Annotated in this window: 27 protein-coding genes; 10 read left to right on the top strand and 17 right to left on the bottom strand. The window is 63.2% G+C overall.

The features are described from left to right. Nucleotides 1-13 precede the first annotated feature (13 nt). The gene (gene glmM, locus ACNHGR_RS19035) at nt 14-1,354 is read right to left on the bottom strand and encodes a phosphoglucosamine mutase (RefSeq protein WP_184270759.1); all 1,341 of its coding nucleotides are present in this window, start codon (nt 1,352-1,354) and stop codon (nt 14-16) included. Nucleotides 1,355-1,455: 101 nt separating this feature from the next. Here glmM and ACNHGR_RS19030 point away from each other — a divergent pair, with 101 nt between their 5' ends. After that, a complete protein-coding gene (locus ACNHGR_RS19030; protein WP_475288058.1) occupies nt 1,456-2,826 on the top strand; it encodes an alanine/glycine:cation symporter family protein in 1,371 nt (456 codons plus the stop codon). A 231-nt stretch (nt 2,827-3,057) separates the two neighbouring features. Here ACNHGR_RS19030 and ACNHGR_RS19025 read toward each other — a convergent pair whose 3' ends face one another. Next, entirely contained in the window at nt 3,058-3,240 is a 183-nt protein-coding gene (locus ACNHGR_RS19025) for a CsbD family protein (RefSeq protein ID WP_120249439.1), read from the bottom strand. Nucleotides 3,241-3,324: 84 nt separating this feature from the next. Then, nucleotides 3,325-4,482, bottom strand: coding sequence for an N-acetyltransferase (locus tag ACNHGR_RS19020; protein ID WP_475288057.1), 1,158 nt, complete (start codon nt 4,480-4,482; stop codon nt 3,325-3,327). A gap of 150 nt (nt 4,483-4,632) precedes the next feature. Here ACNHGR_RS19020 and ACNHGR_RS19015 point away from each other — a divergent pair, with 150 nt between their 5' ends. Continuing rightward, the gene (locus ACNHGR_RS19015; protein WP_475288056.1) at nt 4,633-5,700 is read left to right on the top strand and encodes a fatty acid desaturase family protein; all 1,068 of its coding nucleotides are present in this window, start codon (nt 4,633-4,635) and stop codon (nt 5,698-5,700) included. Nucleotides 5,701-6,028: 328 nt separating this feature from the next. On the opposite strand, the gene lptG is transcribed toward ACNHGR_RS19015, so the two are convergent. Both lptG and lptF read right to left on the bottom strand, forming a co-directional pair. Beyond that, nucleotides 6,029-7,129: an LPS export ABC transporter permease LptG gene (gene lptG, locus ACNHGR_RS19010; RefSeq protein ID WP_475288054.1), complete on the bottom strand. Its 1,101-nt coding sequence runs from the start codon at nt 7,127-7,129 to the stop codon at nt 6,029-6,031. 3 nt (nt 7,130-7,132) lie between these two features. Continuing rightward, complete coding sequence (gene lptF / locus ACNHGR_RS19005; RefSeq protein ID WP_475288052.1) at nt 7,133-8,344, bottom strand: LPS export ABC transporter permease LptF; 1,212 nt, start codon at nt 8,342-8,344, stop codon at nt 7,133-7,135. A 130-nt stretch (nt 8,345-8,474) separates the two neighbouring features. Here lptF and ACNHGR_RS19000 point away from each other — a divergent pair, with 130 nt between their 5' ends. Next, nucleotides 8,475-8,969 (top strand): DUF2141 domain-containing protein, encoded by a 495-nt coding sequence (locus ACNHGR_RS19000; protein WP_184270740.1) that lies wholly within the window; start codon nt 8,475-8,477, stop codon nt 8,967-8,969. Nucleotides 8,970-8,979: 10 nt separating this feature from the next. Beyond that, on the top strand, nt 8,980-9,948 hold the full coding sequence (locus ACNHGR_RS18995; RefSeq protein WP_475288051.1) for a diacylglycerol/lipid kinase family protein: 969 nt from the start codon (nt 8,980-8,982) through the stop codon (nt 9,946-9,948). A gap of 43 nt (nt 9,949-9,991) precedes the next feature. Here the strand turns inward: ACNHGR_RS18995 and ACNHGR_RS18990 are convergent, their stop codons facing one another. The 8 genes from ACNHGR_RS18990 to ACNHGR_RS18955 all read right to left on the bottom strand — a co-directional run bounded on the left by ACNHGR_RS18990 (nt 9,992) and on the right by ACNHGR_RS18955 (nt 17,489). Beyond that, nucleotides 9,992-10,324: a hypothetical protein gene (locus ACNHGR_RS18990; protein WP_475288050.1), complete on the bottom strand. Its 333-nt coding sequence runs from the start codon at nt 10,322-10,324 to the stop codon at nt 9,992-9,994. 260 nt (nt 10,325-10,584) lie between these two features. Further along, nucleotides 10,585-11,106, bottom strand: a complete 522-nt coding sequence (locus ACNHGR_RS18985; RefSeq protein WP_475288048.1) for a DUF2239 family protein — start codon at nt 11,104-11,106, stop codon at nt 10,585-10,587. Nucleotides 11,107-11,261: 155 nt separating this feature from the next. Further along, nucleotides 11,262-12,038 carry an exodeoxyribonuclease III gene (xth, locus tag ACNHGR_RS18980; protein ID WP_475288046.1) on the bottom strand — a complete coding sequence of 259 codons (777 nt, stop codon included), beginning with the start codon at nt 12,036-12,038 and terminating at the stop codon, nt 11,262-11,264. Nucleotides 12,039-12,170: 132 nt separating this feature from the next. Continuing rightward, entirely contained in the window at nt 12,171-12,497 is a 327-nt protein-coding gene (erpA, locus tag ACNHGR_RS18975; protein WP_475288045.1) for an iron-sulfur cluster insertion protein ErpA, read from the bottom strand. A gap of 203 nt (nt 12,498-12,700) precedes the next feature. Continuing rightward, nucleotides 12,701-13,426: a M23 family metallopeptidase gene (locus ACNHGR_RS18970; protein ID WP_475288044.1), complete on the bottom strand. Its 726-nt coding sequence runs from the start codon at nt 13,424-13,426 to the stop codon at nt 12,701-12,703. Between the two features lie 108 nt (nt 13,427-13,534). Continuing rightward, nucleotides 13,535-14,344: a ferritin-like domain-containing protein gene (locus ACNHGR_RS18965; protein ID WP_184270718.1), complete on the bottom strand. Its 810-nt coding sequence runs from the start codon at nt 14,342-14,344 to the stop codon at nt 13,535-13,537. Further along, nucleotides 14,341-14,802: a thioredoxin-dependent thiol peroxidase gene (gene bcp / locus ACNHGR_RS18960; protein ID WP_184272480.1), complete on the bottom strand. Its 462-nt coding sequence runs from the start codon at nt 14,800-14,802 to the stop codon at nt 14,341-14,343. The genes ACNHGR_RS18965 and bcp overlap by 4 nt, the downstream gene beginning before the upstream one ends. A 2-nt stretch (nt 14,803-14,804) precedes the next feature. Continuing rightward, a complete protein-coding gene (locus tag ACNHGR_RS18955) occupies nt 14,805-17,489 on the bottom strand; it encodes a bifunctional [glutamine synthetase] adenylyltransferase/[glutamine synthetase]-adenylyl-L-tyrosine phosphorylase (protein WP_475288042.1) in 2,685 nt (894 codons plus the stop codon). Between the two features lie 80 nt (nt 17,490-17,569). On the opposite strand from ACNHGR_RS18955, the gene ACNHGR_RS18950 reads away from it, so the two are divergent. Together ACNHGR_RS18950 and ACNHGR_RS18945 are read left to right on the top strand one after the other, a co-directional pair. Further along, nucleotides 17,570-17,779: a hypothetical protein gene (locus ACNHGR_RS18950; RefSeq protein ID WP_475288479.1), complete on the top strand. Its 210-nt coding sequence runs from the start codon at nt 17,570-17,572 to the stop codon at nt 17,777-17,779. Nucleotides 17,780-17,867: 88 nt separating this feature from the next. Beyond that, on the top strand, nt 17,868-18,212 hold the full coding sequence (locus tag ACNHGR_RS18945; protein WP_184270713.1) for a hypothetical protein: 345 nt from the start codon (nt 17,868-17,870) through the stop codon (nt 18,210-18,212). 3 nt (nt 18,213-18,215) lie between these two features. On the opposite strand, the gene ypfJ is transcribed toward ACNHGR_RS18945, so the two are convergent. After that, nucleotides 18,216-19,097 carry a KPN_02809 family neutral zinc metallopeptidase gene (gene ypfJ / locus ACNHGR_RS18940; RefSeq protein ID WP_184270710.1) on the bottom strand — a complete coding sequence of 294 codons (882 nt, stop codon included), beginning with the start codon at nt 19,095-19,097 and terminating at the stop codon, nt 18,216-18,218. Between the two features lie 157 nt (nt 19,098-19,254). Between ypfJ and ACNHGR_RS18935 the strand changes: the two genes are divergently transcribed. After that, a complete protein-coding gene (locus ACNHGR_RS18935) occupies nt 19,255-20,448 on the top strand; it encodes a DUF3734 domain-containing protein (protein ID WP_184270707.1) in 1,194 nt (397 codons plus the stop codon). Continuing rightward, nucleotides 20,445-21,236: a 3-hydroxybutyrate dehydrogenase gene (locus ACNHGR_RS18930; protein ID WP_475288041.1), complete on the top strand. Its 792-nt coding sequence runs from the start codon at nt 20,445-20,447 to the stop codon at nt 21,234-21,236. The genes ACNHGR_RS18935 and ACNHGR_RS18930 overlap by 4 nt, the downstream gene beginning before the upstream one ends. Nucleotides 21,237-21,477: 241 nt before the next feature. Here the strand turns inward: ACNHGR_RS18930 and ACNHGR_RS18925 are convergent, their stop codons facing one another. Continuing rightward, nucleotides 21,478-21,993, bottom strand: a complete 516-nt coding sequence (locus ACNHGR_RS18925; RefSeq protein WP_475288039.1) for a barstar family protein — start codon at nt 21,991-21,993, stop codon at nt 21,478-21,480. A gap of 386 nt (nt 21,994-22,379) precedes the next feature. Between ACNHGR_RS18925 and ACNHGR_RS18920 the strand changes: the two genes are divergently transcribed. Then, entirely contained in the window at nt 22,380-23,888 is a 1,509-nt protein-coding gene (locus ACNHGR_RS18920; RefSeq protein ID WP_475288038.1) for a S10 family peptidase, read from the top strand. Between the two features lie 7 nt (nt 23,889-23,895). Here the strand turns inward: ACNHGR_RS18920 and ACNHGR_RS18915 are convergent, their stop codons facing one another. Further along, the gene (locus tag ACNHGR_RS18915) at nt 23,896-24,198 is read right to left on the bottom strand and encodes a type II toxin-antitoxin system RelE/ParE family toxin (RefSeq protein WP_475288037.1); all 303 of its coding nucleotides are present in this window, start codon (nt 24,196-24,198) and stop codon (nt 23,896-23,898) included. A 1-nt stretch (nt 24,199) separates the two neighbouring features. Next, the gene (locus ACNHGR_RS18910; RefSeq protein WP_475288035.1) at nt 24,200-24,436 is read right to left on the bottom strand and encodes a type II toxin-antitoxin system ParD family antitoxin; all 237 of its coding nucleotides are present in this window, start codon (nt 24,434-24,436) and stop codon (nt 24,200-24,202) included. A gap of 140 nt (nt 24,437-24,576) precedes the next feature. Here ACNHGR_RS18910 and ACNHGR_RS18905 point away from each other — a divergent pair, with 140 nt between their 5' ends. Further along, the gene (locus ACNHGR_RS18905) at nt 24,577-25,947 is read left to right on the top strand and encodes an amidohydrolase (protein ID WP_475288033.1); all 1,371 of its coding nucleotides are present in this window, start codon (nt 24,577-24,579) and stop codon (nt 25,945-25,947) included. The last annotated feature ends 116 nt before the right edge of the window (nt 25,948-26,063 follow it).

Below are 26,063 nucleotides of genomic sequence, written 5' to 3'. Positions count from 1 at the left end.
AACGGGTCTATGTTTAAGCCGCCGCCTTCTCGACCGCGGCGCAGATGCGTTCGACCACATCCTTCACCTGATCCTCGCGGTCGCCTTCGGCCATGACGCGGATGACCGGTTCGGTGCCGGACGGGCGGATGACGAGGCGGCCGGTGCCGTTCAGTTCCGATTCCGCCTGCGCGATGACGCGCTTCACATCGTCATGCTCCAGCGGCTTGCCGCCCGAGAAGCGGACATTCTTGAGCAGTTGCGGCACCGGATCGAACTGGTGCAGCACTTCGCTGGCGGGCTTGCCGGAGCGGACCAGGGCCGCCAGCACCTGCAACGCCGCCACCGTGCCGTCGCCCGTGGTGCCATAGTCGGACAGGATCATATGACCGGATTGTTCGCCGCCGACATTGAAGCCACCCTCGCGCATCCTCTCCAGCACATAGCGGTCGCCGACCTTGGTGCGTTCAAGGCCGATGCCCTGTCCTGACAGGAAACGTTCGAGGCCCAGGTTCGACATGATCGTGGCGACCAGGCCACCGCCGCGCAGCGTGCCTTCCCGCGCGAAATTGGCGGCGATCAGCGCCATGATCTGATCGCCATCGACGATCTTGCCCTGTTCGTCCACGACGATCAGCCGATCCGCGTCACCGTCCAGCGCGATGCCGATGTCGGCGCCGGAGGACACGACGGTTTCCTGCAACAGCAAAGGCGCCGTGGAGCCGCAGCCATCGTTGATGTTGGTGCCATTGGGCGTGACGCCGACCGCGACGACGGTTGCGCCCAGTTCCCACAGCGCGGATGGCGCGACCTGATAGGCGGCGCCATTGGCGCAATCGACCACGATCTTGAGGCCGTCCAAGCGCAGGTCGGCCGGGAAGCTGGATTTGACCGAATGGATATAGCGGCCACGGGCATCCTCGACCCGGCGGGCGCGACCGATATCCTTCGATGCGGCGAGCGGGATATCCTGATCCAGCAGCGCCTCGATCTTCAGTTCATCTTCATCCGACAGCTTGTAGCCGTCCGGGCCAAACAGCTTGATCCCATTGTCGAAATAAGGGTTGTGGCTGGCGGAGATCATGACACCCAGATCGGCGCGCATCGAATGGGCCAGCAGCGCGACGGCGGGCGTCGGGATCGGGCCGAACTGGACAACATCCATGCCGACGGCGGTGAAACCGGCGACCAGCGCATTTTCGACCATATAGCCCGACAGGCGGGTATCCTTGCCGATGACGACGCGATGGCGGTGGCTGCCGCGCAGGAAATGGGTGCCGGCCGCCATGCCGACCTTCATCGCCAGCTGCGCGGTCATGGGCCATTGGTTGGTGCGACCGCGGATGCCGTCGGTGCCGAAATATTGCCTGCTCATGCGGCCCGTCATGCACCGATCAGGGTTAAGCGATCAACCCGCAGCGGCCACATGAGCAATCTTTAATCGACATTCCCCAACGATGGCGGCATCGGCGAGTGATGGAAAATTTCAATGGCTTTGTCGATGGCCTGTCCGCCGCCGTCTTCTTCAAGGTGCCGCTCTTTGGCGCGCAGATCGAACTGATCGTGCTCTATCTGGCGCTGCCGATGCTGTTCTTCACCCTGTGGCTGGGCTTCCCCAATGTGCGCCATGTCGGCCGCGCGGTCCGCATCCTGCGCAGCCAGCCGCATGAGGGCGAGGCGAAGGGCGATGTCAGCCAGTGGGCGGCGCTCTCCACCGCGCTGTCCGGCACGATCGGCCTTGGCAATATCGCCGGCGTCGCCGTGGCGCTGACGATGGGTGGTCCCGGTGCGATATTGTGGATGTTCATCATCGGCTGGTTCGCGATGACGGTGAAGATGGCGGAGGTGACGCTGGGCCTTAAATATCGCGTTTTCGACAGCCGGGGCCATGTCCATGGCGGACCGATGTATGTGCTCAAGGCCGTGGGCGCGGCGCGGGGCTGGCCGAAGCTGGGGCTGGTGTTGGGCGGCGCCTATGCCTTTTTCGCTCTGTTCGGCGCGATCCCGATGGTGCAGGTCAACCAGAGCTTTGCGCAGGTCAAGGTCGTGACCGGCATGACGAATGGCTGGGCCTATGGCGTGTTCATCGCCAGCGCGGTGGCGCTGGTGACGCTGGGCGGTGCGGCCTGGCTGGGGGAAGTGTCGAAGCGGCTGACGCCGATCAAGGTCGCGGTCTATCTGGGCGGGGTTGCTGCGATCCTGATCCTGCATGCCGGCGAGATACCGGGTGCGCTGGCGCTAATCTGGAACGGGGCGTGGAGCGGCGATGCGGCGACCGGCGGGGCCGTGGGCGCCTTCGTCGCGGGGATGCGGCGTGCGGTCTTCGCCAGCGAGGCGGGCGTGGGGTCGGCCGTCATGGCGCATAGCCTCGCCCGGACGAAACATCCGGTGTCCGAAGGACTGGTCGCGCTGCTGGAGCCGCTGCTTGGCACGATGATCGTCTGTGCACTCGGCGGGCTGGCGCTCGTCGTCGCGGGGACCTGGAATGGTGGGCTGGAAGGGATTGCGATCACGTCGGCCGCCTTTGCCAAAGTATCGCCATGGTTCCCCTGGCTGCTGGCGGTGGTGGTGTTCCTGTTCGCCTATTCGACGCTGGTAGCTTGGGGCTTTTATGGTTTGCAGGCATGGGGTTATCTGTTCGGCAATGGCCCCAGGGCGCAATGGACCTACAAAATTCTTTATGTCGTTGCCCTGCCCCCCGCCGCCGCGATCGACCTTGGCCGGGTGGTCGGCATCGTCGACAGCAGCTTCTTCCTGATGGCCATTCCCAATGTTATCGCGCTCTATCTGTGCGCCGGGGAATTGCGGCGGGATGTGGCGGACTATCTGGCCAAGGAAGCGGCTTAACTTCGCACATTTCCCGCTGATTTCGACGTTTTGTTGCGTGCTGGTAATCCTATCGGAAAGTCTCATACGCCTGCTTCCGTTCGGTTCGAGCCTGTCGAGAACCCTGAGTTGTGGGTTCTCGACAAGCTTAAACCGAACGAATGAGGTAGCGGATTTCGGTCATGTAGGACAGAAACGCAAAAGGTCCCGCTCCATGGGAGCGAGGCCTTTTTCCGTGCAGACGGCCAAGCGTCAGATCTTGTCGCCGAGCGCGCCCTTGACCGATCCGGCCACGTCCTGCGCCGTGCCCTTGGCCTTCTGCGCCTTGCCTTCGGCTTCCAGACGTTCATTGTCGGTCGCCTTGCCGATGCCTTCCTTGATCGAACCAGCGGCCTTGTTGCCAGCGGCCTTCAACTTGTCGGTTGCTTCGCCCATGTCGATACTCCTTGTTGAGGGGTTTGGAGCATCAACGGTGCAGCGTAGAAAGAGTTGCCAAAGATACGCAGGCGAAACAAAGCTTTAGAGCGGCTTTTCGTAAATCTGGTAGACCTTGTTCACCGTGCTGTTGATGGCATCGGCGATCGCGTTCATCCCCTGATTGTCATCCAGCACCCAACCGATCTCGCCACGGGTCGAGCCATAATGGGCGATCGCTTCACGCCGGATCGTTTCGATCATCATGAAGGCCAGCTGGCTGGCCATGCGCGAACTTTGCAGCCGCTGGACCACCCCCATCAGCGGCACGCGCATCGTGCGCGCCTTGGGCTTGCGCAGCCATTTCAGCAGCTTGATGAAACCGAAGGGAAAGAGCGAGCCGTTCAGGGACTTGGTCGCTTCATTCAGGTCCGGCAGCGTCATCATGAAGGCGACCGGCTCCCCATCCAGTTCGGCGATCATGATGAGATCCTCGAACACGATCGGCTTCAGCTTCTTGCCGGTATGGGCGACCTCCTCATCCGTGATCGGCACGAAGCCCCAGTTGTTGCCCCAGGCGTCGTTCAGGATCGACAGGATGATCGCGGCTTCCTTGTCGAATTTCGACTTGTCGACCTTGCGGATGGCGATGCGCGGGCTTTTCTCGCCCGACTGGACGATCCGCTGGATCAGCGGCGGGAAGTCCCTGGTGATGTCCAGCTCATAGGTTTTGAGCTGCTTGACCGGGGCATAGCCTGCGCGCTCGATCATCGCCTGATAGGCGGGGCTGTTATGGCCCATCATCACCGTCGGCGGATGGTCATGTCCCTGGATCAGCAGGCCCGGCTCTTCCCAGATGGAGAGCGAGATCGGCCCCAGCACGCGGATCATGCCCTTGCCGCGCAGCCAGTCCTCGGCGGTGGCGATCAGCGCCTTGCCGGTCGCATCATCCTCCGCTTCGAACAGGCCGAAATTGCCGGTGCCCGGCCCCATGCCCTGTTCGACCGGCTGTTGCAGCGCCAGATGGTCGATATGGGCGGAGATGCGGCCGACCACCTTGCCGCCGCGCCGCGCGAGGAAATATTGCGCTTCGGCATGGCCGAAAAAGGGGTTCTTGCCGGGCGTCAGCAATTCCTTCACCTCGGCCTTCAAGGGCGGCACCCAATTGGGATCATTGGCGTAAAGCCGCCAGGGCAGGTCGATAAAAGCCTTCAAATCGGCCTTGCCGGAAACGGGGGTGATGACCAGATCATTATGCGCCACGGGTGCCGCCTTCGAAGAAACATGGAATGGCGTGCAGTTCGGCGCTTGTTTGCGGAATGTCAATCACGCGCCGCATTCCGGCGGATACACAAGTGAATATGTCATGGTGCTGCCATGATCTCAGCGCATTTGGAGGCTAGGACGGCCCGCATGACAGTGCATGATCCCATTCTTGCCGCCGCGCAGCGGGCGCGGGCGGCCATTCCCGACGATACCGCCATGCTGCGCGCCGCGGCCGACCTGACGCGCGCCCATTCGACCGCCAATCCGCGCATTTACTGGCCCGACATGCTGGCATCCGCGCTGGTCGGCTGGGGCGCGATGACTGGCGCGATTCTGGTCGACAATGTGGCGATCGCGGTCGCCTGCGCGCTCGTGTCGATGCTGGCGCTCTATCGCGCGGCCAGCTTCATTCATGAACTGACCCATATCCGCAAGGGCGCCCTGCCCGGCTTTCGCCTGGGCTGGAACCTGATCGTCGGCGTGCCGCTGATGATCCCGTCTTTCATGTATGAAGGCGTGCATACCCAGCATCACCAGCGCACCCGCTATGGCACGGCGGAAGATCCCGAATATCTGCCGCTGGCGCTGATGAAGCCATGGTCGCTGCCCTTGTTCATCATCGTCGCGTCGCTGGCGCCGGTGGGCCTCATCCTGCGCTTTGGCGTGCTGACGCCGCTGTCGCTACTGATCCCGGCGCTACGCCGCAAGGTAGTGGCGGAATTTTCGGCCCTGTCGATCAACCCCGCCTATCGCCGCCGTGCACCGGAAGGCGAGTTTGCGCGGCAGTGGGCGGCCCAAGAAGCGGGCGCCTGCCTGTTCGCGCTGGCGCTGATCGGTAGCATCTTCGCCTTCGGCTGGAAGCCTTTGCTGGTCTATATGGCGATCCATTCGGCCATGACCGTCATCAACCAGTTGCGCACTCTGGTCGCGCATCTGTGGGAGAATGAGGGCGAGCCGATGACCGTGACGGCGCAATATCTGGACTCGGTCAATGTGCCGCCGCCCGGCACCCTGCCCGCTTTGTGGGCGCCGGTGGGCCTGCGCTATCATGCGCTGCATCACCTGCTGCCGAGCGTGCCCTATCATGCGCTGGGCAAGGCGCATGCGCAGCTGATCGCGACGCTGGACGCGAATTCCCCCTATCATCGGGGCAATTACAAGGGGATGATGCCGCTGGTCGGCAAGATCGCCCGGAGCACTATGACGGCGCGCTGAGCCTGGGAAGGCTCACGCGGAGGTGCGGAGACACGGAGGGGATCGGCCGATGGGTCGGTCCCTTTTTATTGTTCGCGCAGAGGCGCAGAGGACGCTGAGATTTTTGCAAAAGCGACTGCGCCGCAGGCGCTATGACAGCTCTGCGCCTCTGCGCCTCTGCGCCTCTGCGCGAATAAATTAATGTCGGTTGCGGGTTGAAACGCGATCTGGCGCGCCTATATCGGGATTGTTCCGGTTCTTCCCCTCCCCCCTTAAGAGGATCGGAACGCCCCCTCTGTGAAGGCCCCGCGCGACGTCCCTTGGTCGCCGGGGCCTTTTATTTGGGGCGTCATTCTTCGGTTCGGAACAGAACCGTTTCACCTACCAGCAGGAACAGAAAGAAAGGCGCCCAGGCGGCCAGAAACGGCGGGTAAGCGCCAAGGCTGCCCATCGCGAGCGAGAAATTGTCGGCGACGAAATAGGCAAAGCCCAATGCCATGCCCAGCACCGCGCGCATGAACAACTGGCCCGAACGCGCAAGGCCGAAGGCTGCGACCGAGCCGAGGATCGGCATCAGCAGCGCGGAGAGCGGGCCGGACAGCTTGTGCCACAGGCTGCCTTCCAGTTCTGCGGTGGGGCGGCCGGCGTCGTGCAGGTCGGAAATCGCCGATTCCAGTTCGCGGAAGGTCAGCGCATCGGGATCGACCTTCGCCAGCGTGAACTGGTCGGGGCGAATATCGCGGCCGAAACGGACGGTGCCCACATTGGTGACGGTGCCGCGCGCCACATCGAACTGACGCGCGCCCTCCAGCAGCCAACTCTTGCTCGCGGCGTCATAATGACCCTTGGGCGCCTGAACGATGGTGGTCAGGCTGTTGTTGATGCGGTTGTAGATCTGCACCTTGCGCAATTGCACTTGCGTGCCGCGTCCCGCGACGATCGCCGCATTGACCAGATTATTGCCGTCGCGCACCCAAGGATTGCTCTTCACTCCGCTGTCGGGCGGGATCGGGCCATAATCGACCGCCTCCCATGCGCTGAGCGCCGCTGTGGAGCGGGCGACGATCCGTTCGTTGAAGACGAAGCTGATGACCGACACGCCCAGCGCCGCCAGCACCAGCGGCGCCAAAATCTGGTGCGCGGACAGGCCGGCGGCCTTCATCGAGATGATTTCGCTGTTCTGGTTGAGCGTCGCCAGCATCACCAGCGTGCCCAGCAGCACCGAAAATGGCAGGAATCGGGCAATGATCTGCGGCGCGCGCAGGCCGACATAATGCCATAGCTGCGCGTCGCCATTGCCCGGATAGGCGAGCACATCGCCCGAATTACCGAGCAGGTCGAGTGTCTGGAGCACCACGACCAGCAGCGCCAGCACGGCAAAGGTGCGGGTCAGGAACAGGCGCGCCATGTAAAGGCTGATCTGGCGCGAGGGGAAGAAGTTGAACTGCATGGGTCAGGCCGCTCCTTCAACAGCCGGGGCGCGGCGTCGGCCGAAGCGCAGCAGGCGCACGACCTGCTTGCCCAGTTTCGAGAAGGCGACCTCCAGCGCGCCGATCGGCTGGCCACCGGGTCGGTTGGCGATCACATGATACATCCACAGGACAAGGCCGGATGCGAGCAGGAACGGTCCCCATAGCGCGATGATCGGGTCGACCTTGCCCAGCGCGCCGATGCTTTCGCCATATTGATTGACCTTGTGATAGGTCACGATGAACACGATCGAGAGGAAGACGCCCAGCGCCGAGGTCGATCGCTTGGGCGGGATCGCGAAGGCGAGCGCCGCGAGCGGCAGCAGGAACATGAAGACGACTTCGACCATGCGGAAATGGAAATTGGCGCGCACTTCGGCGCGCAGCTTGTCAGGCGTGGCGGGGCTGCGGCCGATGACCATCAGTTCGGGAATCGTCTTTTCACGGTCGACGTCGCGGCCGCGGAAATTCTCGATCTGCGGCAGGTCGATCGGCAAATCATGGCTGGAAAAGGACAGGATGCGCGGCGTCTTATACTTGGGCGCCTCGTTCACCAGCACGCCGTTGCGCAGGCGGAAGATGATGACGTCCGGGTCGTCGGTGGCGAGGAAGGTGCCCTGCGCCGCCGTCACCGCAACCGACTGGCCATCCTTGCCGACCGCGCGCACGAAAATGCCTTGCAGATTGCGGCCTTCGTCCTTGCTGCGCTCGATCCGCATGGTCATGCGCTTGCCAAGGTTGGTGAATTCGCCGACCTTGATCGAGGCGCCCAGCGCGCCGGAGCGCAGTTCGAAGCGCAGCGCTTCATAGGCGTGGCGCGACAAGGGCTGGACGAAGCCGACGATGCCGAAATTGAGCAGCGCCAGCGCGATCGCATACATGTAGGGCACGCGCAGCAGCCGGCCGTAGGACAGGCCCACCGCCCGCATCACGTCCAGTTCCGACGACAGGGCGAGCTTACGGAAGGCGAGCAGGATTCCGAGCATCAGGCCGATCGGGATGCCGAGCGAGAGATATTCGGGCAGCATATTGGCCAGCATGCGCCACACGACGCTGACCGGTCCGCCTTCCGCCGCGACGAAATCGAACAGGCTGAGCATCTTGTCGAGCACAAGCAGCATCGCGGCGATCACCAGTGTACCCAGCATGGGCACCGCGATCAGGCGGGCGAGATATCGGTCGGTGGCGGTCAGCATTCTCTAAGTCGTCGTCCCATCACCATGTTTTGGCCGCAAACCCGGCCCATATGCGAGTCAGGTAGAAAAGCGGGGCGAACAGGGGCTCGCCATCCGGTCCATCCGGGTGGCTATAGCTTCCAGGAGTCTGATGGTCATGGTAAAAGTTGCAATGGGTCTGATGGTCGGGGCGGCGATGGTCGCTGCCAGTCCGGTCATGGCTCATGGCCAGGAAATTGCGAACGACCTTGAACGCTGCGGCGCGGATGCGCGCGGGCCGGCGGTGCTGGTCGACGTGCGCGGCTTTGCCGCCGCCACGGGCAAGGTGCGTATCCAGTCCTATCCCGCCACCAAGGCGGCCTGGCTGACGAAGGGCGAATGGCTCAATCGAATCGATACGGCGGTGAAGCCGGCCAATGGCGCGATGCGCTTTTGCGTGCCGGTGCCCAAATCGGGCGAATATGGCATCGCCGTGCGGCACGACCGCGACGGCAATGGCAAGACCGACATTTCGCGGGACGGCGGCGGATTTTCCAACAATCCGTCAATCAGCATCTTCAACCTGGGCAAGCCCGGCGTGGAGAAGGCGGCCTTTCATGTCGGGCCGGGCGTGACGAAAATCACGATCAACCTCAAATATATGTGACCCAAAAGCCATGGTAAGCGTCGCCCTATTGTCCAATCCGAAATCCACGGGCAACCGGCAGACGCTTCCACGCGTGCGCAGTTACTGCGCCAGCAACCCGGACATCTTCCACTATGAGGTGGAGCAGGTCGACCAGATCGGCCGGGCGTTCCAGACGATCGCCCGCGTCGATCCGGCCGTCATCGTCATCAATGGCGGCGACGGCACGGTGCAGGCATCGCTGACCGAACTCTATCAGGGGGAGCATTTCAAGGGCCGTGTCCCGCCGATCGCGGTGCTGCCCAATGGCAAGACCAACCTGATTGCGCTGGACCTGGGCATCCATGGCGACCCGATCAAGGCGCTGGAGCGGATCGTGCAGATCGCCAAGGCGGGCGTGGACGACCATGTCGTCGCGCGCGAACTGATCGCCCTGTCGGACGGCGCGGTCGGCAGCCGGCCGGTGCTGGGCATGTTTCTGGGCGGCGCGGGGCTGGCCGATTACATGCTCTATTGCCGCAACCAGATTTATCCGCTGGGGCTGTCCAATGGGCTCAGTCACTTCATCACCGCCATGGCGGTGATCGTGTCGCTGCTGTTCGGCATCCGCGCCAAATTCCTGCCGCCATCGGGCAATCCGGTACGCATCTCGCTGATCCGCGATGGTCAGCTGGTCGGGCGCTTTGCGGTGCTGATCGTGACGACGCTGGAGAAGCTGCTGCTGGGCGTGCAACCGGGCGGCAGCGCGCGTGGCAACATGAAGCTGATGGCGGTCGACCAGAGCCTGCCGGCCCTGTTCCGTCTGATCTGGGCCAGCCTGTTCCGGCGGATCGGCAAGCAGACGATGCAGGGCATCCATCTGGAACAGGGCGACACCATCCGCATCGAGGGCGACCGCAGCAGCGTGATCCTGGACGGCGAACTGTTCGAAGCGTCGGAAGGCAAGCCGATCGTGCTGCGTTCGACCGAGCCGGTGCCGTTTCTGAGGCTGGCGGCTTAGGGCCGGGTTTTGGCGAGAAACGGAAGGTCGGCTATTGGTCCGATTATTGCGCTACTGTCTGATAAATCACGTCTACGCCGGAGACATGGTTATCCTGTTCAAAAACCCGTGATTTAGCTGCGTATCGAATTAGCAGGCGATCAGGCGATAGCCATTGCATTTCGGCCCAAGAACCGCCCCAATCACCTGCGCTTGCAGCACCGTGATCGTCGTCGGCCCGGAACGTGTTACCCATGCCGGAAAGCTGATCGCCTGCATCTAAAATTGATATTTGCGTGGAAAAACCGGTCGTCGCGCCGCAATCTCGTTGGAATAACACGGCGTCACGTTTCCCATCGGGTGAAGTCATTCTTGTTACAATAGTATCGCCGCACATGTCCGCACATCCGCATGTCATGAGGCTGAGACTGGCAAGGGATAATAGTTTTCGCATAGCGTCTGGTGCCTGCTTTGGATGCACCAGACAAGGACCGATTACGACCACATATGGTCGCTTGCAGTCATGTTTTCTTTCGTCATGCCGGGCTTGACCCGGCATCCCGCTTCTCCGCGAGCGTCAGCGGCAAAGGAGCGGGACCCCGGATCCTGTCCTGAGCCTGTCGAAGGGTCCGGGGTGACGGAAATGATAAACGACGGTCAGCCACCAAAAGCCGGCGCCGCCAGCGCTCGTGCATGGTCGCGGATGCCCGACGGCCAATCCTGCGTCAGCTCCGCGAACTGCGCCCCGTCCTTGGCGAAGAGCGCGTGGATCGCGGCTTCGTAGCCGGGGCGGTCGCCGGCCATGGCGGTCATGAAATGATAGGCCGCGTCCATTGCCGCGCGCGGGTCCGGCGTCGTCGCGCTGGCCTTGCGCGCGTCCTCCACCAGGCGGCGGATGGTGGCCGATGCACCGCCCGGCTGGGTGGCGAGCCATTCCCAGTGGCGCGGTAGCAGCGTCACTTCACGCGGCTGGACGCCGAGTTTCGGGCGCCCCCTGCCCCGCGCTTCCTCGACGGCAGGGCCACGCAGATCGATATCCATCTGCCGCCCGGTCGCGTCGTCGAACAGCAGGATATTCTGGGCCTCATCACCCATGGCGCGCAGGGCCGCGCGCACTTCGCCTTCGTCCCCGGTGGCGATCCACAAGTCACCAGCAAAGGCCGTCAACGTCCGTTCCATGCCGAATCTCCTTCGGCACAAATATTATTATCCGGGTTTTATTGAGTCAATATGATCCGGGTAATATTAACCGTGTTACTTCGTCATTGCGAGCGCAGCGAAGCAATCCATGTAGCGCTACGTGGATTGCTTCGCTGCGCTCGCAATGACGATCCTTAAATATCCCGCAGTTCCACCCAAGTCGGCGCATGGTCGCTGGCCTTTTCCCGGCCGCGAAATTCTTTGTCGACCTGCGCGTCGATCAGGCGATCGGCGGCGGCGGGGCTGAGGAGGAGATGGTCGATGCGGAAGCCCGCGTCGCGCGGCCAGCTGTTCGCCTGATAATCCCAGAAGGTCCAGACGCCGCCATGGGGGTGGCGGCTGAGGATCGAGTCGGTCCAGCCATCGGCCAGCAGGCGGCGATAGGCGGCGCGGCTTTCGGGCTGCATCAGCGCGTCGTCCTGCATCGCCTTGACCGAGAATGTGTCCACGTCGCGCGGGATGACATTATAGTCGCCGGCCAGGATCGCGGGGACTTCTTCTGCCCAGATTTCGGCGGCACGTGTCCGAAGGCGCTTCATCCAGCGGAGTTTATAATCGAATTTCGGGCCGGGCTGCGGATTGCCGTTGGGCAGATAGATGCTGGCGACGCGCACGCCCTTCACATCCGCTTCCAGATAGCGGCTATGCTCATCCTCCGGCTCGCCTTCCAGACCACGGCGCACCTCGACCGGCGTTTCGCCGCGCGCGAGGATGGCGACGCCGTTGAACCCCTTCTGCCCGTGCCAGATCACGCCATAGCCGGCGGCCTCGATATCCTTGACCGGAAAGGTGTCGTCGCTGGTCTTGATTTCCTGAAGGCAGGCGATGTCCGGGCGCGTTTCGTCCAGCCATTCCAGCAAGCGCGGCAGGCGCGCCTTGATGCCATTGATGTTGAAGGTGGCGATGCGCATGATGACTTCTTCCTCTTTTGCCTCTCCTTTGAACAAAGGATCAGCATTGAGCAAGCACGGGCCTTCGACATTCGAGCGAGACAAGCGGCTCGCTCGAACAGGGCGAACGGAGCCTGGAATCGCAGACGGAAATCAAACGGAGAAGCTGGTCCCGCAACCGCAGCCGGCGGTGGCATTGGGGTTCGTTACCTTGAACGCCTGCCCACCCAGATCGGACACGAAATCGACGGCGGACCCGCGCACCAGGTCGATGCTGACATCGTCCACCACCAGCGTCACGCCGTCGCGCTCTACCGTCAGGTCTTCCGCTTCCACCGTTTCGGCCAGCCCGAACTTATACTGGAAGCCCGAACAACCGCCCCCTTCCACCGACAGGCGGAGAATGGCGGGCTTGCCCTGCTTGGCGGCGATGGCGGCGACGCGGGCGGCAGCGGACGGGGTCAGGTCGATGTCGGACATGGTGTTTCCTAGAGCAGCTAGCCTTATCATCATCCGTTCGCCCTGAGCCTGTCGAAGGGCTGTTCTTCTCTTCGCAAAAGGAAGAGGGCTTCGACAAGCTCAGCCCGAACGGGGTTAAGACTTCATGCTCAGATAGGGTCAAGCAAAAGGCCCGGCAACCCCATCGGGCGCCGGGCCTTTTGCGAATATCGTCATACAGCCGATCAGTCGGCGGCTTTTTCTTCTGCCGTGGTCGGGCCGCCCATGGCGAGCGGCGGCTTGGTGTTCATCGCGACCAGATAGTCGGGGCCGGCGACGAAGGGCAGCGGGTTGATGGCGGCGCCGTCGACGCGGACTTCATAATGGAGGTGGCTGCCGGTGGAACGGCCGGTCGAGCCCATCAGGCCGATCACCTGACCGCGCTTCACATAGCTGTTTTCGGCGACCAGCAGCTTCGACATATGGCCGTAGCGCGTTTCCATGCCGCTGCCGTGCGAGATCTGGACGAGATTGCCATAGCCGCTGGCCCAGCCGGCGCGGCTGATGATGCCGTCGGCCGTTGCGTGGATCGGCGTGCCGATCGGGCCGGGAATGTCGATGCCCTTGTGCATGCGGGCGGAGCGGTTGAACGGATCGGAACGAACGCCGAAGTTCGAGGTCAGCGACAGCTTTTCGACCGGGCGGCCCGACGGGATATAGGCCGCAGTCTTGGCATTGCCATCGAGGCGCTGAAGGCTGGAGAAGAGATTGGAGAAGCCGACGTCGGACGGGCCGAGCGGGCTGGTGTTGATTTCCGACGCGTCGCCATAGGGATCGTCGGTTTCAGTGGCATGGACCGGGGCGGTTGCGCTCAGCGCACCGACAATCCCGATACTGGCTAAAATCGTCTTAACCTTGCTCGCGCGGAACCAAAGCGATTGGCGAGCATTAACCGAATGAAGAACCGACATGCAGACCCCGACTATGTCACCGGAGGCTTGATGCCCCTCGGCGCTTCCCGTGTTCAATTTTTTGGCGACCTGGATCGCCCCCGCTGAACGCAGACTGCAAATTGCCGCTCAGGTTGCAAGCGCGACGTAAAATTCTTCCGTCAAACCGGCCTGCCGACGCGCCGAGTCGTTGAACGGTGGCTTAACGCCGCCTCGAAAATGGCGTTTCACAAGCATTTGATAATGTTTTGGAGATTCGACGCCCATGCGGTTCGTCGCCCAGATGAACCATGTCGTCCCTGCCGAAACATGGCGAATCTCGTCCGCGACGATGCGGCGCAGCATCCGGCCGGACGTCATGTCCCCCGCCCCCTCGAACCGTTCGACGGTCGCCGGCGTGATGTCGAGCGCGCGCGCTTCCAGCACCATGGGGACGATGGCCAGCCGCGCGAGCGCATCCCCCGCCGTCTCCTCCGCTGCTTCCCACAGGCCATCATGCGCGGGCAGCGCGCCATAATGGCTGCCGAGTTGGTGGAGCCGCCGGTCGAGCAGCGCGAAGTGCATGGCTTCGTCCGCGCCGACCTTCATCCATTCGCTCGTGAAGTCAGGCGGAAACTGGTCACCGAAGCGGCCGATCAGGTCGAAGGCCAGGTCGATGGCGACAAATTCGATATGGGCGAGCGCATGGAGCATGGCGATGCGCGACCGTTCGGAGCCGATCTTGCCGCGCTTGGGCATGCGACCCGGTGGCAGCAGTTCGGGGGATGCGGGGCGCGCCGGCCGGTCCGGCATGATGGCATCGAAGCGATGCGCCAGACGCCCCAGCCGCCAGGCACGCGCCACCGCCCGCGCGGCCATCAGCTTGGCCTGCGGATCGGCGGTCAGCAGCACATGGGCGCAGGCCGTGCCCACGCTCGTCACGGACGGTGGCAGGCTCAAAGCGCGGTCACGGCCCCCAGCACCTCTTCGGCATGGCCCTTCACCTTCACCTTGGGCCAGACGCGCGCAATCGTGCCATCCGCGCCGACCAGGAAGGTCGCCCGCTCGATGCCCATATATTTGCGGCCATAGAGCGACTTTTCGACCCATGTACCAAAGGCTTCGCAGACCGTGCCCGGCTCGTCGGAGGCGAGGATGACCGACAGGCCATATTTTTCCGCAAACTTCTTCAGCCTGGCCGGCTTGTCCTTCGAAATGCCGATCACCGGGACGCCGGCGGCGGCATATTCATCGGCCAAAGCGGTGAAATCCTTGGCTTCGTTGGTGCAGCCCGGCGTATCGGCCTTGGGGTAGAAATAGACCACCAGCGGCTTGCCCTGATAGCTGTGCAGCGTGAAATCGACGCCGTCCGCGTCCTTCAATGTCACGTCGGGGATCGCGTCACCCTGTTCGAGCATGGTCATTCCTCCTGATAGGGTGCGGCGAGCGCGGCCCAGGCTTCGCCGACGCATATCCGCGCCTGTGCATAGCTGGCAAGCAATCCATCCCAATCTTCCGCCCCGCACGCCCGCGCGACCAGCGGCCGGGTCGCCTCCGCCGGCTCGGTCGATTTGGGCGAAACGAGGCGGGAGACGACCAGATAGCGGGTGATGAGGTCATGCGCGGCGATCAGGTCGGCGGGCAGATGGCCGGCCGCGACCAGATCGGCCAGCGCCTTGCCCAGATCCGGGTCGAAGGCCATGCGATAATGGAACTGGTTGACGTGAATCAAGAATTCCAGATCGACCAGGCCACCCGGCACCAGCTTGACGTCGAGATCGCCGACCGGCGGCTTGTGCCTGGCGATATCGCCGCGCATCTTCACCGCCTGCCGCGCCAGTTCGTCAAAATCGCGCGGGCGCTGGAGCGTTTCGGTCAATATGGCGTCGAGCGCGGCGCGGGCGTCAGGCGATCCAAAGACCGGCCGCGCGCGGGTAAGCGCCAGATGCTCCCAGGTCCAGGCCTCCTCCCGCTGGTAGCGCGCGAAGCTGTCGAGGCTGACGGCCAGCAACCCCTGCGCGCCGGATGGCCGCAGCCGGGTGTCGACCTCATAAAGCGGGCCGGACGCGGTGTGGACCGACAGGGCATTGGTGATGCGCTGGGCGAGGCGATTGAAATATTGGGTCGCACCTAGCGGCTTCGCGCCGTCCGATTCCGTCGAGAAATCGCCGGTGAAGAGATAGACGAGATCGAGGTCCGATGCATGGGTCAGCACGCCGCCGCCCATGCGGCCCAGCGCCAGGATCAGCAATTCGCCGCCCGCCACCTTGCCATGGGCGGTTTCGAACTCCGCGACCGTGCCGGCGGCCAGCGCCTCGATCGCGGCTTCGGCGACGCGGCCATAGCCCCGGCCAGCCTCCAGCGGATCGCCACCGCGGATGATCTGCGCCCCCAGCGCGAAACGCCGGTCGCCGACGCGCTGGCGTACCCGGTCGAGCAGGGTCTGGTAATCCTCGCCCGGTTCCAGCCGGCCAAGCTGCTGCGCCAGCGCCGCGACCGGCGGTGCAGGATCGAAGGCGGAGGCGTCGATCAGCCCGTCGATCAGCTCCGCCCGGCGGCTGAGCGCGTCGGCCAGCGTCGGGGCATGGCTCAATATCTCGGCCAGCAGCTCGACCAGCGCGGGACGCGCGGCGAGCAGCTTGAAGAAGTTGATGGCGCTGGGCAGCCGACCGATCATGTCATCGAGGCGATTGAGCGCGCGCGACGGATCGGGCGCCTTGGCCAGCGTGCGCATCAGGCCGGGCAGCAACGCCTCCAGCGCCTCTCGCGAGGGCGCGCTGCGCAAGGCGCGGATCGTACCGCCGCGCCAGCGGGCGATGCGGGCGATCGGCGTGTCCGGATCGGCAAAGCCCAGCTCTGTTAGCTGCTCTTTCAGCCTGTCCTCATCATGCGAAAGCGAAGCGTCCGCCTGCTCGGGGCTGAGCCGGTCATAATTGCGGCCTACCCATTCGACATGGGGCCGCAACAGGGCGAGCAGCGCCGCACTGTCGGGCAGGCCATGCAGGCGGGCGACATTGTCCAGACTGGTTGCCGACATGGGCAGTTCGTGGGTCTGGCGGTCCTCGACCATCTGCAAGCGATGCTCGATAGTGCGGAAGAGGATATAAGCCTCGTCCAGCCGCGCCGCGACGTCCGGTTCGATCACATTCGCCGCAGCCAGCGCCCGCAGCGCCTCGCGCGTGTTACCCGACCGCAGCGAGGGGTCGCGCCCGCCATGGATCAGTTGATGCACCTGCGCGAAAAATTCGACCTCGCGAATGCCGCCGCGCCCGCGCTTCAGGTCATAGCCCGGCCCGAACGCCTGCCCCTGCGCATAATGGTCACGGATGCGGCGCGATATGTCGACGATCGCGTCGATCGCGCCGAAATCGAGGCTGCGGCGCCAGACAAAGGGACGGATCTGGCGCAGGAAATAGTCGCCCAACGCCTTGTCTCCGGCGGCCGGGCGGGCGCGGATGAACGCCGCCTGCTCCCAGCCCAAAGCGGTCGATTCATAATAGCCGATCGCCGCTTCCACCGGCAAAGCGATCGGCGTGGCTTCGGGCGAGGGGCGCAGGCGCAGGTCGACGCGGAAGACATAGCCGTCACCGTCGCGGGCGTTCAGCAATTCGCTGACCCGCCGGCCGATGCGCACGGCAGCATCGGCCACATCCTCCCGCTCGCCATGCGGCAGGGTGGCGGGATCATAGAGCAGGATCGGGTCGATATCAGACGAATAATTGAGTTCGCGGCTGCCATGCTTGCCCAGCGCTAACACCACGAAGCCGCGATGCTCGGCATCGGGATAACGTTCCTGCATCGCCGCGGCGAGCGCCTCCTCTAGCGCCTGATCGGCAAAATCGGACAGGGTGCGGGTGACGCGATCCATGTCCCATGCCCCGGCCAGATCGGCCGCCGCCACCGCCAGCGCGATCGCCCCGCGCCGCCGCCGCAGCGATTTGGCGATGCCATCTTCCGGCCTGCCAGCCGCCTGCGCCGCAACGAAGGCGCCATCAAAATCGCCTGCCGCCAACCGATCCGTCACCGCCGGATAGCGATCCAGCGCACGCGCCAGAAAGGGGGAATGGCCCCTGATCCTTTTTTCGGTGTCCAGCCAGTCGGTCACATCTACTCTCCCTTATGGGCTCTCTTATCGGGGGCGCTATCGCTTGGGCTTGCGACGAATGCCAGAAACTTTTGGCCGATATGGCCGTTCTGCCCCCAATGGAGTTTCAGCGCAAAGCCCTCGGCCGATCGGCAACGGGACGCGATGGCGGCGGCGGCCGCGTCGTAACTATAGCGTTGCCAAAGCCTTATGAGGGAGTCGGCAACGCCCTGCGCGCGACCTATGTACCCGGCGACGACGGCACTCCCGCCGATATGATGGCCTTGCTGGCCAAGCTGGACCGGCACTGATCGCCCCCTGCGGGCAGCGGCGGAAGGCTTTGTTTACCCATTTCGGGTAGAAAAATTCATCCATCGCCAGAAAAAGTCGCACGCGCTCATGATGTATCGCAATTTTGCCCTCGCCACGCTGCTCGCAGCCCCGCTGATCGTGATGGCCGTGCAAAGTTTTACGCCCAAGCCCGAGCAGCCGGCGCAATCCGCCATCCAGCCGGATGTGCCGCCCCCGCCGGTTCCGGTGCCGGTCGCACCGCCGCCGTCCATGCCCGGCGCGCCTTCTGCGGATGCCTCGGCCGCCTTTGGTCAGCCGATGGCAGGAGCCGGCCAGCCGGCGCTGGCGCCCGGCGCCGGCTTGCCCGACACATCATCGCCGCCGATCACCACCGGTATGCCCGACGGCTTTTCGCCGCAGGACGCGCCGCCCGGATCGCCCAACGCCGAATAGGCGTCAGATTGCCCCTTTGAACGTGTCGCACTGGGCCGGGTCGCCGCTGTCCAGCCCCTTGCGCAACCATTGCATCCGCTGCGCGCTGGTGCCGTGCGTGAAACTATCGGGCACGGGGCGACGGCCCGCCTCGCGCTGGAGCGTATCGTCGCCGATCGCCTCGGCCGCGCGCATCCCTTCCTCCAGATCGCCCGGTTCCATCAAATTGGTGTCGCGTGCCGCCCAGACGCCGGCATAGCAGTCGGCCTGCAATTCCATCTTCACCTGAAGCGCGTTGCCCTCCGCTTCGCTCGCGCCCTGCTGCGCCTTGCGGATGCGGTCTGCCTCGCCGGTGATGGTCTGGATATGGTGGCCGACCTCATGCGCGATGATATAGCCGATCGGGAAATCGCCCGGCGCGTTGAAGCGCGTCTCCATTTCCTTGAAGAAATCGGTGTCGAGATAGATGCGCTGGTCGGCGGGGCAATAGAAAGGCCCCATCGCCGATTGCGCCGCGCCGCAGCCCGACTGGCCGTTCTGGCTGTAGAAGACCAGGGTGGGTGGCGGATATTGCTGCCCCTCCGCCTTGAAGATGTCGGCCCAGCGCCGTTCGGTCGATCCGAGCACCTTGAGGGAAACGCGCTGAACGTCGGTCAATTGCCCGCTGGCAGGCTTTTCCGTCTGCACCTGCTGCCCACCGCCGCCGCCACCGACCAGGCTGAGCGGGTTCATGCCCATCACCACCATGATGATGAGCACGACCGCAATGCCGCCGCAGCCAAAGCGGCTGCCGATCAGCGGCAGGAGCATGCCCAATCCGCCGCCCATGCCGCCACCAAAGCCGCCGCCACCGCGCCCGTCCTGCACTTCGTAGTGGCTGCTTTCCTGTTCGTCGTCGAGCCGCATCGCGCTATTCCTTAAGTGGCGCCATATTCGGCCCCATGCCTATCCGATTCATGTCGGACGGGAAACGGTCCATGCAAGCCAAGGTTGCGGCCGCCCGCGATTTGTTACGAGACATTAAGTTGGAATGGCGCGGGCAAAGCCTATATTGCACTGCGACATGGCTGATACAGACCCGACCCGCCAGGACGCGAAGCCGCTTCGCCGCGCCCGCACCCCGCTCCCCCTCCCCCGCGAAGTCGCGCTGTTGTTGCAAGGGGGCGGCGCGCTCGGCTCCTTCCAGTCCGGCGTCTATGAACGGCTGGACGAGCTGGGCGTGGATGTCAGCTGGGTCGCGGGCATTTCGATCGGCGCTGTCAATGCCGCGATCATCGCCGGCAATCCGCCGCACCGGCGCCTCAGCCGGCTCAAGAAATTCTGGTACACCGTGTCGGGCGGCATGCCCAACATGATCCTGCCCGAAATCGACCATATCCGCGAAGCCGCCCATCTGGGCGCGGCGGGCGTGGTCGCCAGCTTCGGCGTGCCGGGCATGTTCCGCCCGCGCCTGTGGCCCGCGCCTTTGATGCCGGAAGGCTCCACCGGCGCGATCAGCTTCTATGACAGTGCCCCGCTCAAGGATACGCTGGACGCCTGCGTCGACTGGGATCTGCTGAATGACGGCCCCGTTCGCCTCTCGGTGGGCGCGGTGGATGTCGAAACCGGCAATTTCGCCTATTGGGACACGCGCGGCCCCGGCGGCAACACGCGGATCGACGCGCGGCACATCATGGCATCGGGCGCCCTGCCCCCCGGCCTGCCTCCGGTGGAGATCGATGGCCGCTGGTATTGGGATGGCGGCATCGTGTCCAACACGCCGCTGGCCCATGTCCTCAATCACCAGACCGAGGATATGCTGGTGTTCCAGGTCGACCTCTTCCCCGCCGAAGGGCCGATGCCGCGCCAGATGACCGATGTCTATTCGCGCATGAAAGACATTCAGTATAGCAGCCGCACCCGGCAGGTGACCGACCAGTATCTGCGCCTGCGCCGCGAACATGGCGCGATCCAGGCGCTGCTCGACAAGCTGCCGCCTGATTTGCAGGACGGACCGGAGGCACAGGAACTGCGCCAGTGCCTCGATCAGGGGTCGGTCAATATCGTCCATCTGATCTACCGGACGCGCGCGTGGGAAAGCGGCGCGAAGGATTTCGAATTTTCCCGCGCCACCATGCTGGATCATTGGAGCCAGGGCCGCGACGCCGTGGAGGAAGTGATGCACAAGGGCGACCTCATCGCCCGCAACATCCTCGACGGGAGGAGCGCAACCTTCGACCTCGACAAACCCGATCATCTCAAGGAGAAAAAGGCATGAGCAAGTCGCTGAATGGCAAGACCGCCCTGATTACCGGCTCCACCTCCGGCATTGGCCTCGCCTATGCCAAGGCGCTGGCAGGCGAAGGCGCCAATGTCGTCATCAACGGGTTCGGCGACAAGGACGCGATCGAGAAAGAACGGCTCGGCCTTGAAGCGCTGAGCGGCGCGAAGGCCCTCTATTCGGGCCATGACCTGACCAAGGTAGACCAGATCGAGGCGATGATGAAGGAAGCCGCCGACAGCTTCGGCGGCGTCGATATCCTCATCAACAATGCCGGCATGCAGCATGTCGCCCCGGTGGAGGAATTCCCGCTCGACAAATGGGATCTCATCATCGCGCTGAACCTGAATGCGGCCTTCCATACGACGCGGCTTGCCTTGCCCCATATGAAGGAGCAGAAGTGGGGGCGGATCATCCAGACCGCTTCGGCCCATTCGCTCGTCGCCTCCCCGTTCAAGAGCGCCTATGTGACCGCCAAACATGGCCTTGCCGGTTTCACGAAAACGGTGGCGCTGGAAGTCGCGACCTTCGGCATCACCGCCAACTGCATTTCGCCCGGCTATGTCTGGACCCCGCTGGTGGAAAACCAGATCCCCGACACCATGAAGGCACGGAACATGACGCGCGAGCAGGTGATGAACGACGTGCTGCTCGCCGGCCAGCCGACCAAGCAGTTCGTGACGCCAGAACAGGTGGCGGCGACGGCGCTCTATCTGTGCAGCGATGCCGCCGCGCAGGTGACCGGCGCGAACCTCAGCATCGACGGCGGCTGGACGGCGCAGTAAAGGGCGAGCCTAACATGGCCCGCCATTCCCTTCTTCAGGAAAAGGGATGGCGGGTTTCGACCAGAAGCGGACACCCAACATCCGTTCGGGCTGAGCCGGTCGAAGCCCTGCTCTTTCTTTTTGGCTTATGTTGGAAGAAAAGTGCGGCCCTTCGACAGGCTCAGGGCGAACGGATGTTTGGGTCTGGAAGCGACCAAAGTAGGCCGCTAAATCGCCTGTAGCGCAGTTCCAATTGCAGACTTTAAAGACCTCTATCTTTATTGGTCCATTCCCGACCGTTCCACCGGGGTTTTCTCCCCCCTACTTCCGAACAGTCAAAGAGATTATCGTCGGTTTGCACGAGAATAATTAGAAAGTTTCCGAACAGCAAATGGTCGCGTGCATTGCTTTCCAAAATATCAAGAACAATATGGCTGGATCGCTGGTCGCTCTTAACGAGGGATTGGAAGTCTGTTATTGAGAGAACTGATCGCTTTCTAGGTCCAAATGGATAACCTGTCAGGCCATCATTCAGAGCATCGAGGTTTCCGTTCCACGTCTTGTATCCAAATTGTTCTTCCCAATTTAGGTGTATAGAAATTTCTTTTTTGAACTGATTCCAGCCATTAACGCAGGAAACGGCCTTAATGTCATAGGACAGGTCGGCTAATTCCTTTTCAGTCTCGCGTAAAACTTCTGCGGACCAGAACAGGCTTATCGCTCCATTTTGAAGCAGCCGCCAATCGGCACGGCTTAGGTCAGCATCACTCTCGAACATGAACTATGACTAACGCATGTGATGGCAGATTTCCAGCAAACTCGGCCAAAAGCCGACCGTCCGTCATCCACCCGTCTGCGCCGTCAAACATCTTTCCTAATAGGATTATCCCTGATCTCTACTTGGGGATGAAACCACCCGTTCTTTCCCTGTCACGATCCCACCGCCTCGCTGTCGTTTACATGTCGCGTCGACGGCGCATCGTCGTGACTCCGATGATGCGCAGGCGGCGCGTTGCAGACGCGTCGCGAAAGCCTTGCGAGCGCTTCAGGCCGAAAAAGCCCTGCGACGGTGTGAACTTTGCCCTGTGGCATCGGTGGCGCGTCCCCTCTTTTCACCGCGCCGCCTCTCCGCTAGCCAGACGCTCGTAAAACAAGGGGATTATCATGCGCTTCACCACCAGCCTCGCCGCGTTGGCGCTGGCCCTCTCCGCCACCGCCGCCATGGCCCAGGACGACGGCAAGAAGAAGGACGACGTCGCCGACAGCCCGGTCCCCGCCCCCAATGTCTCGGTGACGAAGCATAAGGGCGTGTTCGGCGGCAAGACGATCAGCTATACCGCGAGCACCGGCGAAACTTACCTGAAGGACAAGGATGGCAAGCCGCTCGCGGCGATCTATGCCACTTCCTACGTTAAGGATGGTGGCGACAAGAAGCGGCCCATCACCTTCCTCTATAATGGCGGTCCGGGATCGGGATCGCTGTGGCTGCACATGGGCGCCTTTGGTCCCAAGCGGGTGGTTCTGCCCGATGCGCAGGACGACGGCGCGCCGCCCTATCCAGTCGTGGACAATGCGGAATCGCTGCTGGACGTCACAGACCTCGTCTTCATCGACCCCGTGGGCACCGGCTTTTCCCACGCCATCGGCAAGAAAGACCCCAAGGATTATTGGGGCGTATCGGCTGACGCCAAATCGATCGCCGAATATATCCGCCTGTGGCTGAACGATAATGGCCGCTGGTCATCGCCCAAATATATCGGCGGCGAAAGCTATGGCACCACACGCTCGGTGGCGCTGATCAATGAACTGGAGGGCAGCTATAATGATGTCGCGGTCAACGGCATCATCCTGATCTCGACCATCCTCGACTTCGGCGCCACGGCCGAGGTGCAGGGCAATGAAATGCCCTATATCATCAACCTGCCGTCGATGGCGACGACCGCCTGGTATCACAAGCGCATGGGCAATCCACCCGCCACCGTGGCCGAAGCCGCGCAGCAGGCCCGCGCCTTTGCGATCGGCCCCTACGCCGCCGCGCTACTGAAGGGCAATGCGCTGTCCGCCGAGGAACGCGCCAGCGTGCGCGCGGAACTGGCGCGGCTGACCGGCCTGTCGGAAGCGTTCGTGGACCATGCCGAACTGCGCATTTCGCCCAGCCGCTTCTACAAGGAATTGCTGCGTGATCGGGGGATGAGCATCGGCCGTCTGGACACCCGCTATACCGGCAAGGATTATGACGCGGCGGGCGAGGAGCCGGACAATGATCCCAGTTTCTATGCCATCGACGGCGCCTACACTGCCGCGATGAACAGCTATGCCCGCGACGATCTGGGCTACAAGACCGACCGATCCTATGTGACGATCGGCGGGGTCAGCGGTTGGGATTGGAAACTGGACGGCAAGAGCGGCCGGGCGAGCGAAGTCTATGGCAGCGTCGCGCCCTATCTGGGCAAGGCCCTGCGCGAGAATAGCGGCCTCAAGGTCTTCGTCGGTCAGGGCTGGTATGATTTCGCGACGCCGTTCTTCGGCGCGGAATATGCGATGAGCCGCACCGGCTTCGACGCCTCGCGCATCCAATATCATTATTATGATGCCGGCCATATGATGTACGTCCGCCCCGACGACCTGCGCAAGCTGAGCGCGGATATCCGGGCGTTCATTTCGGCGCGTTAAACATGATTCAGATGGACGGAGCTTCGTCCTGCCAATCCTGCCGACCGTGGCGGACCCGCAGGATGAGGATCCGTCCATCCTCCATGATGTCGTAGAGGATGAGGTGCGATCGATAGGGATACACGCGAACCGGCGGCCTTATCTCCTCCCGCAACCGTGCGGCCTGTGGGCAGGCCGCCAAGAATTCGAAGGCCGCAGCCATCCCTTCATGACAGCGATCCGCCTGCGTCAGGCCGAACCGGTGCAACCCGCCCAGAAAGATGTGGCTGATATCGTCCGATGCCGCCCGGCTCAGTCGATAGCGGGCCATGTCAGCGTTGCACGCCAACCTGCTTCGCCAACCGCGCGCGCATCTCCTCCATGCTTTCCTCCGCTATGCCGCTCGCCCGCGCTTCATCGACCAGATGCTGCATATGGGCGATCTTTGCCTGCCGTTCCTGATCGCGTCGGATAAGGTGGCGGACATAATCGCTGGCGTTGCTGTACCGCCCGGTTTCGGCTTGGCCCTCAACCCAATGTTTCATCGGATCAAGCAGGGAAATATTCATCGTCGCCATATCGGCAGGGGAACATTTTTGGCAAAGATTGCCAAATTTACGCGTACCGAACCTATTTGCGCCCGTAACAATCCCCCTTCCCCGGTTACAAAATCCCCCTATGCTTCTGGTCAGCAAGGGAGATTATCAACATGCGCCATGCGCTCACGGCCATTCTGGCCGCCGCCAGCCTTTCGTCCATCGCCGCCGCCCAGACGCCCGCGGCCCCAGCAGCGGAGGCACCTGCCGTTCCCGCCCCGCCCGCCCAGAGCGAGATCGGCGCGGCCGTGGCCAAGGATATGGACGGGCTGATGACGCTCTATCGCGACCTGCATGCCAATCCCGAACTGTCGTTGCAGGAAGTGAACACCGCCGCGAAACTCGCCAGGCGGTTGAAGGCGCTGAAATATGACGTGACCGAAAAGGTAGGCGGCACCGGCGTCGTGGCGGTGATGAAGAATGGGTCCGGCCCGGTGCTGCTGATACGCGCCGATATGGACGGACTGCCGGTGGTTGAGCAGACCGGCCTGGAATTCGCGTCCAAGGTGCGGACCAAGACGCCCGAGGGCGTGGAGACGGGCGTCATGCATGCCTGCGGCCATGACACCCATATGACTGCCTTCATCGAGACGGCCAAGCTGCTGGCGGGCGCGAAGGACAAGTGGAAGGGCACGCTGGTCATGATCCTTCAGCCCGCCGAAGAGGTGGGCAAGGGCGCGCGCAACATGCTGGAGGACGGGCTTTATACCCGCTTCCCCAAGCCGACCCATGCCATCGCCTTCCACGACGCAGCCAATATCGCCGCCGGCCAGATCGGCTACACGCCCGGCTATGCGCTGGCCAATGTCGACAGCGTCGATATCTTGGTGAAAGGGCTGGGCGGCCATGGCGCCTATCCGCAGACGACGCGCGACCCGATCGTGCTGGCATCGCGCATCGTCACCTCACTCCAGACGCTCGTCAGCCGGGAACAGGACCCGCAAGACCCCGCCGTCGTCACCGTCGGCAGCTTCCAGGCCGGCGCCAAGCATAATATCATCCCGGATGAGGCGAAGCTGCTGCTGACCATCCGCAGCTATTCGGATGAGACGCGCGCCAAGCTGATCGAGGGGATCAAGCGGATCAGCCGGGGCGAGGCGATCGCGGCGGGCGTGCCCGACGACCGGATGCCGGTGGTGAGCGTGAAGGACGAATTCACCCCGTCCACCTATAACCCGCCCGAATTTGCCGAGCAGATGGCGGGCGTGCTCAAGGGGCATTTCCCCGACGGACGCGTCATCAAGACATCGGCCGTGATGGGCGGCGAGGATTTCAGCCGCTTCTACCGCGCCGACAAGAGCATCAACAGCTTCATCTTCTGGGTCGGTGGCGTACCGGCGGACAAGATGGCTGCGGCGGCGGCGGGTCAGGCCAGCCTGCCATCGCTGCACAGTCCGTTCTGGGCGCCGCAAGCGGACCAGGTGATCGCGACCGCGAGCGAGGCGATGACCGTGCTGGCGCTCGATATCCTGAAAAAGGACTGACGCGCAGAGGGAGCCGTGCCGCAACGACGCATGGCTCCCGCCGGGTCAATCTACGACAGCATTTGTCATGAGTGCTTCACCGATTTTTCTGCAATCCTTTGTTAAAGTGGTTTGTC

Source organism: Sphingobium sp. RS1 (assembly GCF_056156825.1).
This window is presented reverse-complemented; position numbering and strand designations above follow the sequence as displayed.